We start from the raw sequence: 12,470 nt of genomic DNA, 5'->3' as shown, positions 1-12,470 counted from the left end.
CTGATGATCAGAACCATACCGCCGCCGGATTCAAGCCTCGTTGTCAGGAAGCTAACGCCCTGGCGTCACATTCTCACCTGTTCGCCGTCCTATCTGGAGACGCATGCGGCGCCTGAAAGTCCGGCCAATCTAGCGGGACACAATTGTCTTCCTATTACCCTTACGGAGAGGAATGGCGTTTCGAAGGGCCCGACGGAGGTCAACAGAGCGTCAAGATTTCAGGAAACGTAGTATCAAACAGCGCCGAGACGCTCCGACACCTGGCGGTGACAGGGCGGGGCGTGTTTCTGGCGCCGAGCTGCGTTGTCTTCGACGATCTCGCTGCGGGGCGGCTTGTCCGGATGATGCCTGACGTGAATGCGGTCGAGTTCACTATTAATGCCGTCTATCCCAACCGCAGTCATCTGCCAACCAAGGTTCGCCTCTTTATCGATCTGCTGGCGGATCGTTTCGCGGAACATCGGAAGTGGATGACCTGACCAGGAAGTTCAATTGTCCGGCACCGTCAGCTTGTCGTCGTCGGTATCGACAACGAAGACGGCAAGCAGGCTGGCGGGGACTTTCTTGCTCGCGTTTTCGCTGATGCCGTGCTTGGAGCCGGGAGCCTCATAGAAGTTCTCGCCCGTCTTGTAGATCCGAGCAGGCGCGTCATCGACCTTGCTGCGTATCGACCCCGAAAGCACTTGGGCATAGATGAAGGCGGATCCCGCGTGATGATGCGGCGGCGATTTGCCGCCCGGATCGTAAGTCACGATCACGGCTATCATGCTTTTTCCAGGAACGTTCGGCAGCTTCTGCTGGAAGACCGGCTTGACGTGTTCGCCGGGGCCAAGGGTCTGAGCGCCGGCCTGAGATGCCAACGAGATCATTGCGACCAAGGACGCGGCTCTAAGGATATCGTTGATCAGCATCGATTTTTTCCCCCTAAACCGCTGCCGAAGTGCGCCAATGATCGTTCGCCGCGGCGACTGTCTGGAAGTTGAGGGCGACGACTTGGGACGTGGCGATCAAGCTATCGGCATCGTTTTCGTAGATCGTCCGCAACTTCGTGCGGATCGCATCGGAGGGCTGCGTCACCTTCACGCCCATCCTCGATAGTTTCACGGCAAGGTCCCATCCAGCCTGCGGGGAAGGCGTAATCAGCGTCAGAAGCCAAGGCTCGGTCATGTGCTTTTCTCCATTGCGAAAGGCGCAGCCTAACGCACCGGCACGCGGCGTTATTTGCCGATGGGGCCAGCCGTTGGACAAAATGGCCATATTCGATGGCGGCATCCTGCTTGCGTCGGGCGCTATCGCGGCCTGTGACAGAACAGCGCAACGTCCGCTCACCGCTTAAAGATATATTGTAGATATATGTTTAAAGGACTAGTTCTTGGTCATCGATCAATCAGAAAAGGAGAAAGACCGATGTCGAACACTCTTAGCGAGGCGACCAAAGCCATCGTTCGGGCCACAGTCCCTGCGCTCCAGGCGCACGGCACGGCCATTACCGCGGCGATGTATGAAAGGCTGTTTGCGGATCAGGAAATTCGCGAACTGTTCAATCAATCCAATCATGGTGAAGGCGGGCGGCAGACAAAGGCCCTTGCCCAGGCGATCCTTGCCTATGCGCAGAATATCGACAACCTGGGCGTCCTTGCAACTGCCGTCGAACGCATTTCCCAGAAGCATGTGGGCCTGAGCATTAAGCCGGAACACTATCCCTATGTCGCGCAAGCACTGCTCGCGGCCATCAAGGATGTGCTCGGCGATGCAGCGACGCCGTCGATCCTTGATGCCTGGGGCGAGGCCTTCTGGTTTCTGGCCAACATCCTGATCGGTCGTGAAAAAGTCGTCTACGCGGAATTGCAGGCGGCAGATGGCGGCTGGATCGGCTGGCGGGAATTCCGTATCGAGGCGAAGGTCCGCGAAAGCGATGTCATCACGTCGTTCGTCTTGCGACCGATCGACGGTCTGCCGGTCGTGCTTCACAAGCCCGGCCAGTATCTCACCTTCCGTATACCGATCGACGGGCTTGGCCCGCAGAAGCGGAACTACAGCATTTCATCTTCGCCGAATGGCGAGACCTATCGGATATCCGTCAAGAGGGAGCCGCTGGGGCTGGTCTCCAATTTCCTGCATGACGTCGCAATCGAGGGCTCGATCCTCCAGGTGGCACCGCCGACCGGAGACTTTTACCTCGCAGACGACCCGCAAAGGCCAATCGTCCTACTAAGCGGCGGCGTCGGGCTGACACCGATGGTCAGCATGTTCGAATCCATCGCCGGCTCCGACACCAAGGTCTCCGTGCACTATGTTCATGCGGCGCAAAATGGTCGGGTCCATGCCATGGGCGACCACATCAGGAACCTCAGTGCCGACAAGCCGAACCTCAGCGCAGCGGTATTCTACCGCGATCCCCATGAAACGGACTTGAAGGGCGAACACTATGATCACGAAGGATACGTCACCGTCGACTGGCTGGCACTCAACACGCCGATCGACGACGCGGATTTCTATCTGTGTGGCCCCAAGCCGTTCCTTGCTGCCTTCGTAAATGGGCTGGCCGACGCGGGTGTAGCAGCAGACATGATTCACTACGAATTCTTCGGTCCCGCAGATGGATTGAACGCTTGAATACAATCGCAAATCCGGGCGGCCATGGCGGCCGCCCGGCGATATCGATATAAGGCAGGCGATTTTGCAGGGACAGTGACATGCGATTGACCGTCTATTCCGACTACGCGCTGCGATTGATGATGTATCTTGGGCTGAACACCGAAAAATTATCGACGATCTCGGAGATCGCCGATGCCTATCAGATATCCAAAGCCCACCTGATGAAGATCACCCACGAGCTTGGACAGAAAGGCCTCCTGGATACGGTTCGCGGACGCCAAGGCGGCATGCGGCTCGGCAGAGCCTCGGAAACCATCACGGTCGGCGAAATCGTCCGCGCGTGCGAGCCGGATTTCGCCCTGGTGCCGTGCTTCGAGAAAAGCAGCACCATCGTCTGTGCCATCCAGCCTGCCTGTGTCCTGAAACGGGCGCTGGCTGCAGCCGCATCGGCGTTTCTTGCCACTCTCGACGAATACACGCTTGCCGATCTCGTCCAGCCGAAGATGCCGCTCCGTGAGCTGTTGGGGTTCGACGAGGGTCTTCATCTCCCTTCGTCGCCCGCACACTGAAATCGACGATGCGGTGCGAATGCGCCGCCATCGTATTTGAACGAAACAACGCTTTTTGATCCATCGGGACATTTTGCAACCGGTGACGCCGGTTCTCTATGATTGAGGATTGTCGTTTTCGGCCCGAGTTGTATGGTTCCGGCGGGGTATCGGCAAGCGTGTCCGACGGTTCGTCTGGGGGCTGCATGACTGAGGGTGCGTTTGGAAATCGACTAGGATCGAGCTTCAGGGTCAAATTTGCGCCGGTCGTGGTCTCACTCACGCCGCGCAAGGCTACACTAGCGCTTACCGAACTGCGTTCGGATCAGCCCTCGCGGTTTATAACCAAGCCGCTTCCCGACGACGATGCGTTTCTCGTGACGCTGCATCTTGCGAGCAATCCGGGATTTCGTGTCTGGGAGACGAACCGCGACGCTCCCGCAAGCCATATCGAGGCCGGGCAGATCACGATCCAGGACCTGAAGCTCTGTCCGAGCTTTCTGGTCGACAAGCCATTTCACACGATGAACTTCTACCTTCCGAGGTTGGTTCTTGATGAGGTGGCGGATAGTTCCGAGGCATCACGCATCAACAATCTCAAACACCCACATGGAAAAGGTATGTGGGACGAAACGATCCGGAACCTGATCGGCACCATGAGCTTGTCCTTCTCGCAGCCGGCGGTCGTAGGTCGTCTTTGCGTCGATCATGCGAGCCTCGCCCTTGCGACCCATCTTGCCCACGCCTATGGCGGCCTCGTTCCAGAAAGTCGTCCTATCCGAGGAGGGCTCGCTCCCTGGCAGGAGAAGCGGGCGAAGGACCTCATCCATGCGCGTCTGAACAGTGGAATGACGGTCGCCGAGCTGGCGCGCGAATGCGAGCTGTCTCACCGCCATTTCTGCCGTGCCTTTCGCCATTCGGTCGGCAGCTCGCCTCACAGCTACATGCAGGTCAGGCGTATCGAGCTTGCCAAGGATTTGTTGAGCAGGAGCGAAAGCAGTCTTGGCGAGGTCGGCTCGCTCTGTGGCTTTGCCGATCAAAGCCATTTCACGCGGGTTTTCACCCAGATCGCCGGAGTGACTCCGGGCGTCTGGCGACGGAACACCGGGCGGAGCAGAAGTGGCAACGCGTTCGCCGTTTCGGATGTGCCTCAAGCTCTCTCCCTGGAAGGGCAGGGCTCATGAGCGAGGACATTACGCGTCCGGTCGATCTCGACGGGCTGAGGCGAAACCTCAGCTACTCGCTCCAGCGCGGAATGCTCGGGGTCACGGAGTTGCTTTCGGACGTGCCGACAACGGACCCATCGCCGGCCGTCGCCTATGACGATGCGATGCTTGTCGGTTGGCAGATCGCCAACTCCGATCATGAACTGTGGTTCGACAAGCGATCTGTGAAGACGCCGAAGTTCTCGAGTGGCCAAACGGCATTCTACGACCTCAGGCGTGACCCGAGCGTGCTGATCAACGGGCCGTATCACTCCTTCCAGTTCTATCTGCCGTTCAAGGCGATCAATGCAGTCGCAGCCGAACATTCCGGCAAGGTGATCTCCGACCTCGAATATCAGCTCGGGCAGGCTGTGCATGATCCCGTCATGAGCATGCTCGGGCAGGCACTCCATTCGGCGACGGATGTGTCGAGAGCGGCCAGCAGTCTCTTTCTCGAGCACATCCTGAACGCGGTTTGTGCCCATGTCGTCTTCAAATACGGCAGGGTCACGTTCCGCGAGGGTCCGGCGAAGCTGGCGCCACTTCAGGAAAGGCGCGCAAAGGAAGTCATGCTCGCTTCTTTCGACAACACGGTCTCTCTTCACGCGCTCGCGGCCGAGTGCGGTCTTTCCGTCAGCCATTTCTCCAAGGCATTCCGCAACACTACAGGTCTTCCGCCCCACCGGTGGCTGACGGTTCAGCGGGTGGAGCAGGCAAAATATCTGATCGAATCCGCCGAGATGGGTTTCGCGGAAATCGCGGCCTTCTGCGGGTTCTCGGATCAGGCACATTTTTCGAGAGTGTTCAGCCGGGTAACCGGGGCGAGCCCGACGAAATACCGGTCTTCAATATGAGGATACGGCGGGCTCCGCGCGAAAGGCTTTCTGTTGACAGCGTATGGTTGAGGTGTACTGGTTTTAATTCTGGACGGCATCGGGGGCGATCGCAGTGCGGCTAAGAATATGGGGACTGACAGCATCCGTACTCGTCGTGGCCACCTCCGCCGCGGCTGCGGACGTGTCGGTAGCCGGCATGGCAGACCGCGTGCAGGCCTGTACACCGTGCCACGGCGTCGAGGGCCGAGGCACGAACGACCCCTATTTTCCGAGACTGTCGGGCAAGCCGGCCGGCTACCTTTACAACCAGCTGCTCGCCTTTCACAGCGGGCGGCGGAAGTATCCGCCGATGAACTATCTGCTGCAATTTCTGCCCGATCCCTACCTGAAGCAGATGGCGGAGTATTTTGCCGCGCAGCGCCCGCCTTTGCCCGAAAAGACGCCCTCCGATGTCAGCGCCGAGATTCTGAAGCGAGGTGACGAACTCGTCAACAGCGGCGACGCCGATCACGGCGTTCCGGCGTGTGCGAGCTGTCATGGCACGCTGCTCACCGGGCAGGAGCCGGGTATACCTGGTCTGCTCGGCCTTCGCTCCTCCTATGTCAGCGCCCAGCTGGGTGGATGGCGATACGGTACGCGAACGGCGATCGCGCCCGACTGTATGCAGGTTGTCGCAGGACATTTGACGGAATCCGACGTCACAGCGGTAGCGGCCTGGCTTTCGGCGCAACCGGCGCCTGCGGAACCCGTCCCTGCCCCCAAGGGGAGCTTCACGCTTCCACTTGCCTGCGGCAGCCAGCCGCGGGGAGGGAACTGACCATGGACAACACATTCCGCAGAATAGCCAGATCGATTTGCATTTTCGGCGGGATCGCGAGTGCTCTCATTTTTGGTCCCACCGCGGCTTCGGCAGCCGACGCCAGCCTGATCAAACGTGGCGAATACCTGGCTCGTGCAGGCGATTGCGTCGCGTGTCATACGGCCCCTGAGGGGCAAGTGTTTGCAGGGGGCAGGGCAATGCCGACCCCGTTTGGAACGCTGTACACGTCGAACATCACGCCCGATGCCGGCACGGGGATCGGCAAGTGGAGCGCCGACGATTTTTATCGTACCATGCACGAGGGCCGTTTTCCGGATGGCGGCCTCCTGTATCCAGCCATGCCATTTGGCTCCTACACGAAAGTGACCCGCGAGGACAGCGACGCGATCTACGCCTATCTCCGCACCATCGAACCCGTGGCGCGCAGGGATACGCCGCACGATCTGCAGTTCCCCTATAACAACCGCTCTCTAATCCTTGGATGGCGAACGTTGTTTTTCAAGGAGGGAACCTTCAAGACAGACAGCTCGAAGTCGGACGAGTGGAACCGCGGCGCCTACCTCGTCGAAGGGTTGGGGCATTGCGGAATGTGCCATACGCCGATCAACGCGCTTGGCGGCAATTCGCAGTCCCAGGCGTTTCAGGGCGGCCTGATCCCGATGCAATATTGGTACGCGCCGTCGCTCACCTCAAACAAGGAGGCAGGCCTCGGTGACTGGAGCATCAAAGACATCACCGACCTGCTGCAGAAGGGCATTTCCAACCGCGGCGCGGTCTACGGGCCGATGGCCGACGTCGTCTACAACAGCCTTCAGTATTTGACGGACGAGGACACGCAGGCGATGGCAGTCTATCTGAAGTGCATCGCGCAGGACAGCCCCGATCTGCCGGTCTCGCAGATACCACATGCGGAAAGCAGTCTGCTGATCAGCCTTGGCAAGTCGGTCTATGACAACCACTGTTCGAGCTGCCATGGCGCAAACGGCGAGGGTCGCCCGCCGGACTATCCGCTCCTCGCAGGCAATCAGTCGATCCAGATGGGCTCGGCCGTCAATGCCATCCGCATGGTGCTGAACGGCGGCTATCCACCCGGCACATTCGGCAACCCGATGCCCCATGGAATGCCACCATTCTCCGTCACGCTTTCCGACGACGAGGTTGCCGCTGTCGTCAGCTACATCCGCACGGCTTGGGGGAACACCGGGACACCGATCAGCGCCGCCGAAGCCAACCAGCTGCGCTCTGTTCCCTTGCAATGAGGCATCGATGATCAACACCCCAGAAAGCGGACCGGAAGCAACAGAGGAGAGAGTCGACGATATCGTCGCGAGCGGCCCGCACGGCGCGATCGTCGTCGCCGGCATCGCCACGGCGGTCGTGGTGGCGATGTGGCTGTTGTTCTATTTCCTCGTCTTCCTGCCGAGAGGTGCCATCCAATGAGCACCGAGACCCATTCGGCTAGCGCCAAGGTCGCGGAAAGAATTGAGCGAAGATGGGCGGTGATTTCCATCCTCATCGTCGTCTTCCTGACGGGAATGGCGGCCTATGCGGGCGTCCATCAGGCGACGATGCCTCAGGCGCAGGTCGAGACCATCGATCCCGTGACGCTGCATATGTCCGGCGAGTTTGTCGAGACCAACCTTGGAAGCGCCGTTGAACCTGACGGATCGGTGACGGTGCGCGTCGTCGGCCAGCAATATTCCTTCACGCCGTCCTGCATTCTGGTCCCCACCGACACCAAGGTCACCATCCGCGGGACAAGCGCCGATGTTGTCCACGGACTGCTCATCGAGCAGACAAACGTCAACGCCATGCTGGTACCGGGCTATGTCTCGCAGCTGTCCACGCGGTTCGATCGGGCGGGCGACCATCTGATGCCGTGTCAGGAGTTCTGCAGCGTTGGACACGAAGGCATGTGGGCCAAGGTGAAGGTGATCGACAAGCAACAGTTCATGGCGATGGCGGCCAGTCGGCGGAGGATGAGCTGTGTTAAATAGCAGAAAGCTCATTCTCGCGCATTTCTGGCTGGCATTTTCAGTGTTCGGTCTGGCACTGCTGCTCGGCGCCTGGCAGATGTTCATCCGCAGTCCGCTTGCGGCCTGGATCGGCAATCCGGAATGGTATTATCGCTCGGTGACCGCCCACGGCACCGTTATGGGCTACGTTTTCCCAACGCTGGTCGCGATGGGCTTCGGCTATGCGATCACCGAAAGTGCGTTGAAGCAGAACCTGGTCGGCAGACGTTGGGCCTGGGCAGGGTTTTGGCTGATCGTCATCGGTGCCGTCGTGGCGATGATTCCCGTCTCGCTGGGCTGGGCATCGGTTCTCTACACCTTCTACCCGCCGATGATCGGCAGTGCGTTCTATTACATCGGCGTTGTCCTCGTCGTCGTCGGATCATGGATTTGGGTCGCGCTGATGTCGATCAACCTCATGGTCTGGAAGCGCGCCAACCCCGGCGCTCCGGTGCCGCTCGCCATGTATGCAAACGTCGCGGGGTCCTACCTCTGGGGCTGGACGGCTGTCGGCGCGGCATTGGAATTGCTGCTGCAGATCATTCCGGTAGCCCTTGGCCTGAAGTCGACGATCGACGCGGGGCTTGCGCGCGTATTCTTCTCCTGGACACTTCACGCCATCGTCTATTTCTGGCTCGTGCCGACCTACATCGCCTATTACACCATCGTGCCCAGAGCGATCGGCGGCAGGTTGTACAGCGACTCCATGGCGCGGATATCCTTCGTGCTGTTTCTCGTCGTCGCCATGCCGATCGGCATCCACCACACTTTCGCCGACCCTCAAGTCGGGGCGGGCTTCAAGTTCGTCCATTCGGCCTTCACTGCAATCGTCGCATTGCCCACGCTGCTGACGGTGTTCACCATTTGCGCTTCGGTCGAAATCGCCGGACGTCTGCGCGGTGGACGTGGGGCGTTCGGGTGGCTAGTGGCTCTCCCTTGGAAGAACCCGACGATGCTGGCCATCGCGTTCTCCTTCATCATGCTCGGTTTCGGCGGGGCGGGCGGCCTGATCAACATGAGCTATCAGCTGGACTCTTCCATCCACAATACGCAATGGATCACCGGGCATTTCCATCTGATCTTCGGCGGCGCGATCGTCATCATGTACTTCGTCATCGCCTATGACCTCTGGCCTCACTTGACCGGGCGGCCGATCGTCACTCTGTCGTTGATGCGGACGCAGCTGTGGCTCTGGTTCATCGGCATGATCATCACGACGTTTCCCTGGCATTATGTCGGCATTCTTGGCATGCCGCGGCGAATGGCCTTCTACGACTACACCGATCCTGCCATCGCGGATCAAGCGATACCAGTGATCCTTTCAGCCTTTGGCGGATTCATTCTGGTGATTTCGGCGGTGCTGTTCTTCGTCGTGCTCGTCCGCGGACATCGTGCCCCTCTTGGCGATGTCGGCGAGTATCACTTCAGCGTCGCCGTCCATCCGCCGGTGCGCGTGCCCGTGGCGCTGAATACCCATTCGCTTTGGGTTCTACTGATGATCGGCCTGACCATCACCAACTACGGCTTCCCGATCCTGCAGCTTGCTTTCCGGCAGGACACCTCGGTGCCGGCCGTCTATGTCGGGGTGCAGAAATGAGCGAGGATCGGCTTTTCAGTTTTGCGAACCGCTGGTTCACCACAAGCGTTGGCGCCACGGTTGCCATATTCCTAGCATCCGTGATGATGGGCTTTGTGCTGCTGCCTTATGCGGAGCCGGATAGCCGCCTCGGCACCCTGTGGGACCAGATATGCAACGCCGCTGGATTTCCGGTTCGACGTTCGGCAACGGCGATAGTATCGCCATCCTTCACTGTTTCGACCGCCAAATTCGATATCGCCGCGCTCAGCCAACCGCCGGCGTCATCCATCGGTCGCGGCGCGACGCTCGCACAGAAATGCGCGATCTGCCACGGACCGACCGGTATAAGCCGGGCAGACTCGCCAAACTTGGCTGGCCAATATGCCGTCGCTATCTACAAGCAACTGCAGGACTTCAAGACCGGAGCGAGGGTGAACGCCACGATGAGCCCTTTTACTGCCGGCATGGGCGAGCAGGACATGCATGATCTCGCCGCTTACTATGCCTATCTTCCACGTCTGCCGGAGCAACAGCCTGCAGATGGTGCACCCGCCCCGCGGATTGTCGTCAGCGGTGCGCCAATGCGCGGCATCGCACCGTGCGGCTCGTGCCATGGGGACATCGAAAACAAGATGGGCACGCCTTGGATCGGCGGTCAACCAGCCGCCTATATCGCGGCACAACTGGAAGCCCTCGCTTCAGGCAGCAGACGCAATGATAACAGCCAGCAGATGCGCAATATTGCCCGTGGGATGACGCCAGAGGAGATCGCCGAAGCTGCGCGCTACTATGCATCCTTGCATTAGACACCGTGGGAACGGTTGAAGCTTAGCGATGTTCGATGTTAAGTTATGTGCTGGGAAGCTTGATAGTGTCACAAACGGACGAAATAGCGGGTCGTCGGTTACAATCCCTTCAAGGCGGAAGACGCTAGCAAGGGATTTTGCTCGCGCCACCTTAGGGTGCGTTTTCTTCTGCATGCGGAAGGCCGGGCGTCGATGAGAGGCCGGTTGGGCCGACCCCGTCAGTCCCAGTATCGCGGTCGCTCAAGCCGTCTTCGCCCGGCAGGCCTGCTGGCTCAGGAGAGCAACTCAGCTCGCAGTTTTGCCGCTGGCCCGGCGAAACTCATCCGAGGTCTCGTCGAGAAAGACGTACAGCGCTGTAATCTTGCCATCGCGGACGGTGATCACGTCCCAGCCGGTATATTCAGGCGCTTCGCCGCGCGGCCCCGAACCCCAAGCCATCCGTCCGGCGTTATGGAGCACCTGCGGCTTGCCATGTGGTGTGTAGACATAGTGCGGATGCGTGGCTCTTAGGTCGCCAGCGAACTTGTCGATCGCATCGTGGCCGATGATTGCACCGGGAGGAACGTAGAGGACGCCGTCCCCTGCCCAGAGTTCGCCGATCGCGGCACGCCGGCGGTCGTTGTCGCCTTCGCCGAAGACCTCCTGGAGGTTCCGGTCAAGCAACTCGCGGATACGCTCCGCGGATTCATTAGACTGTATCATGACATCTTTCCTTGAGAAGACGCCGACCTCGGCCACGACATTGCGCCAAGGTTCCAGGCGACATGTGGGACTTCAGATTTGAGCCTGGCCGCCATCGACGAAGAGTTCGATACCGTTGACGAAGCTCGCGTCATCGGAGGCAAGGAACAGCACGGACTTGGCGATCTCTTCCGGCTGGCCGACCCGACCGGCAGGAATCAGGCTGGCGAGATAGTCCCTTGTGCCCTGGGCCTGCGTGCCACCACCGAACAATTCGTCCAGGCCGGCGGTGTCCGTGACGCCAGGGCTGATCGCGTTGACGCGGATGTGGCGTTCCTTCAGGTCGAGCATCCAGTTGCGGGCGAAGTTACGCACCGCGGCCTTGGTCGCCGAATAGACGCTAAAGGCCGGTGTGCCAGAAATGCTGGTGGTAGAACTCGTCAGGATGACGGAGGCACCGTCCTTCAAAAGCGGTAGCGCCTTCTGAACCGTGAACAGGACGCCCTTCACGTTGGTGTCGAACGTGCGCTGATAATGCTCCTCGGTGATCGCACCGAGCGCGACCATTTCGCCGCCACCGGCATTGGCGAACAGCACATCGATCTGTGCGTGCTTCTGTTGGACGGCGTCGTAAAGCCTGTCGATGTCGGCGAGATCAGCCATATCGCCCCGCACTGCCGTCACGCGGCCGCCGATCTGCTTCACGGCGGCATCCAATGCCTCCTGCCGGCGGCCGGTGATAAACACCGAAGCACCCTCTGCTGCAAAGGCTTTCGCCGCGGCGAGGCCGATACCGCTGGATCCACCCGTCACCACCACGACCTTGTTGTTGAACCTGTTCGTCATCGTCTTTCTCCTTCAAAACCGGCGTAGCGCCGTTACTTTCGAATGTGGAAGATGAACGATGAGGCTTGTAGTCGCCGAGTTTGACACGTACCGTTCCATAGGAGGAACGCTGGATGCGGATTGATCTGAACGATTACGCCTATTTCGCCGAAGTCGTCGCTCATGGCGGCTTTGCCGCCGCAGGACGGGCCCTGCGTGAGCCGAAGTCTAAACTTAGTCGAAGGATTGCCGGCCTTGAGGACCGGCTGGGCTTGCGATTGATCGAGCGGTCAAGCCGCCGCTTCCGGGTGACTGACACTGGCCAGGCATTTTACCAGCGATGCAGAGCAATACTTGCGGAAGCCGAACAGGCGGAAGCGCTGGTCGCGCAGGCGCAGGCGGAACCGCATGGCCGCATCCGTTTCAGTTGCCCAACCGGGATGGTTGCGCCCATTTCGGCACTGATGTCATCCTTCCTGTTACGCTTTCCGAAAGTGCGGCTCCAGCTGATGGCAACCGACCGGTCGGTGGACCTGATCGAGGAACGCATTGATCTC

The 12,470-nt window shown here is 59.7% G+C and carries 15 protein-coding genes and 1 pseudogene; 12 read left to right on the top strand and 4 right to left on the bottom strand.

The annotated features are described in order from the left end of the window. Positions 1-479: pseudogene (locus VH564_RS25475) on the top strand (substrate binding domain-containing protein); the annotation flags it as partial. 9 nt (positions 480-488) lie between these two features. Here the strand turns inward: VH564_RS25475 and VH564_RS25470 are convergent. Beyond that, positions 489-911 carry a cupin domain-containing protein gene (locus VH564_RS25470; RefSeq protein ID WP_423342634.1) on the bottom strand — a complete coding sequence of 141 codons (423 nt, stop codon included), beginning with the start codon at positions 909-911 and terminating at the stop codon, positions 489-491. Positions 912-924: 13 nt separating this feature from the next. Next, entirely contained in the window at positions 925-1,167 is a 243-nt protein-coding gene (locus VH564_RS25465) for a hexameric tyrosine-coordinated heme protein (RefSeq protein WP_423342633.1), read from the bottom strand. Between the two features lie 240 nt (positions 1,168-1,407). Between VH564_RS25465 and hmpA the strand changes: the two genes are divergently transcribed. The 10 genes from hmpA to VH564_RS25415 all read left to right on the top strand — a co-directional run bounded on the left by hmpA (position 1,408) and on the right by VH564_RS25415 (position 10,407). After that, complete coding sequence (gene hmpA / locus VH564_RS25460) at positions 1,408-2,616, top strand: NO-inducible flavohemoprotein (protein ID WP_423342632.1); 1,209 nt, start codon at positions 1,408-1,410, stop codon at positions 2,614-2,616. Between the two features lie 80 nt (positions 2,617-2,696). Continuing rightward, positions 2,697-3,167 (top strand): RrF2 family transcriptional regulator, encoded by a 471-nt coding sequence (locus VH564_RS25455; protein ID WP_423342631.1) that lies wholly within the window; start codon positions 2,697-2,699, stop codon positions 3,165-3,167. Positions 3,168-3,352: 185 nt separating this feature from the next. Further along, entirely contained in the window at positions 3,353-4,330 is a 978-nt protein-coding gene (locus VH564_RS25450) for a helix-turn-helix domain-containing protein (RefSeq protein WP_423342630.1), read from the top strand. Then, complete coding sequence (locus tag VH564_RS25445; protein WP_423342629.1) at positions 4,327-5,205, top strand: helix-turn-helix domain-containing protein; 879 nt, start codon at positions 4,327-4,329, stop codon at positions 5,203-5,205. The genes VH564_RS25450 and VH564_RS25445 overlap by 4 nt, the downstream gene beginning before the upstream one ends. A gap of 106 nt (positions 5,206-5,311) precedes the next feature. Beyond that, on the top strand, positions 5,312-6,004 hold the full coding sequence (locus VH564_RS25440) for a c-type cytochrome (RefSeq protein WP_423342635.1): 693 nt from the start codon (positions 5,312-5,314) through the stop codon (positions 6,002-6,004). A gap of 2 nt (positions 6,005-6,006) precedes the next feature. Beyond that, positions 6,007-7,266: a cytochrome c gene (locus VH564_RS25435; RefSeq protein WP_423342628.1), complete on the top strand. Its 1,260-nt coding sequence runs from the start codon at positions 6,007-6,009 to the stop codon at positions 7,264-7,266. Positions 7,267-7,273: 7 nt separating this feature from the next. Next, on the top strand, positions 7,274-7,447 hold the full coding sequence (locus VH564_RS25430) for a hypothetical protein (protein WP_423342627.1): 174 nt from the start codon (positions 7,274-7,276) through the stop codon (positions 7,445-7,447). Continuing rightward, positions 7,444-8,004, top strand: coding sequence for a cytochrome C oxidase subunit II (locus VH564_RS25425; protein ID WP_423342626.1), 561 nt, complete (start codon positions 7,444-7,446; stop codon positions 8,002-8,004). Before VH564_RS25430 ends, VH564_RS25425 begins: the two co-directional genes overlap by 4 nt. After that, the gene (locus tag VH564_RS25420) at positions 7,994-9,619 is read left to right on the top strand and encodes a b(o/a)3-type cytochrome-c oxidase subunit 1 (RefSeq protein WP_423342625.1); all 1,626 of its coding nucleotides are present in this window, start codon (positions 7,994-7,996) and stop codon (positions 9,617-9,619) included. Before VH564_RS25425 ends, VH564_RS25420 begins: the two co-directional genes overlap by 11 nt. After that, positions 9,616-10,407, top strand: coding sequence for a c-type cytochrome (locus VH564_RS25415; RefSeq protein WP_423342624.1), 792 nt, complete (start codon positions 9,616-9,618; stop codon positions 10,405-10,407). Before VH564_RS25420 ends, VH564_RS25415 begins: the two co-directional genes overlap by 4 nt. A gap of 285 nt (positions 10,408-10,692) precedes the next feature. Here the strand turns inward: VH564_RS25415 and VH564_RS25410 are convergent, their stop codons facing one another. Then, positions 10,693-11,109 (bottom strand): nuclear transport factor 2 family protein, encoded by a 417-nt coding sequence (locus VH564_RS25410; protein ID WP_423342623.1) that lies wholly within the window; start codon positions 11,107-11,109, stop codon positions 10,693-10,695. Positions 11,110-11,181: 72 nt separating this feature from the next. Further along, positions 11,182-11,934, bottom strand: a complete 753-nt coding sequence (locus tag VH564_RS25405; protein ID WP_423342622.1) for an SDR family NAD(P)-dependent oxidoreductase — start codon at positions 11,932-11,934, stop codon at positions 11,182-11,184. 113 nt (positions 11,935-12,047) lie between these two features. Between VH564_RS25405 and VH564_RS25400 the strand changes: the two genes are divergently transcribed. After that, positions 12,048-12,470, top strand: a 423-nt coding sequence (locus tag VH564_RS25400) for a LysR family transcriptional regulator (RefSeq protein ID WP_423342621.1), incomplete at its 3' end; no start/stop codon positions are given.

The organism is Rhizobium sp. HT1-10 (assembly GCF_049472505.1).
Classification (GTDB): Bacteria; Pseudomonadota; Alphaproteobacteria; order Rhizobiales; family Rhizobiaceae; genus Rhizobium.
This window is presented reverse-complemented; position numbering and strand designations above follow the sequence as displayed.

Excerpts from the sequence above, each read along its gene's own strand:
- VH564_RS25450 (WP_423342630.1), top strand. The coding sequence starts at position 3,353 with ATGACTGAGGGTGCGTTTGGAAATCGACTAGGATCGAGCTTCAGGGTC.
- VH564_RS25465 (WP_423342633.1), bottom strand. The coding sequence starts at position 1,167 with ATGACCGAGCCTTGGCTTCTGACGCTGATTACGCCTTCCCCGCAGGCT.
- VH564_RS25470 (WP_423342634.1), bottom strand. The coding sequence starts at position 911 with ATGCTGATCAACGATATCCTTAGAGCCGCGTCCTTGGTCGCAATGATC.
- VH564_RS25410 (WP_423342623.1), bottom strand. The coding sequence starts at position 11,109 with ATGATACAGTCTAATGAATCCGCGGAGCGTATCCGCGAGTTGCTTGAC.
- VH564_RS25405 (WP_423342622.1), bottom strand. The coding sequence starts at position 11,934 with ATGACGAACAGGTTCAACAACAAGGTCGTGGTGGTGACGGGTGGATCC.
- VH564_RS25415 (WP_423342624.1), top strand. The coding sequence starts at position 9,616 with ATGAGCGAGGATCGGCTTTTCAGTTTTGCGAACCGCTGGTTCACCACA.
- VH564_RS25425 (WP_423342626.1), top strand. The coding sequence starts at position 7,444 with ATGAGCACCGAGACCCATTCGGCTAGCGCCAAGGTCGCGGAAAGAATT.
- VH564_RS25430 (WP_423342627.1), top strand. The coding sequence starts at position 7,274 with ATGATCAACACCCCAGAAAGCGGACCGGAAGCAACAGAGGAGAGAGTC.
- VH564_RS25455 (WP_423342631.1), top strand. The coding sequence starts at position 2,697 with ATGCGATTGACCGTCTATTCCGACTACGCGCTGCGATTGATGATGTAT.
- hmpA (WP_423342632.1), top strand. The coding sequence starts at position 1,408 with ATGTCGAACACTCTTAGCGAGGCGACCAAAGCCATCGTTCGGGCCACA.
- VH564_RS25435 (WP_423342628.1), top strand. The coding sequence starts at position 6,007 with ATGGACAACACATTCCGCAGAATAGCCAGATCGATTTGCATTTTCGGC.
- VH564_RS25445 (WP_423342629.1), top strand. The coding sequence starts at position 4,327 with ATGAGCGAGGACATTACGCGTCCGGTCGATCTCGACGGGCTGAGGCGA.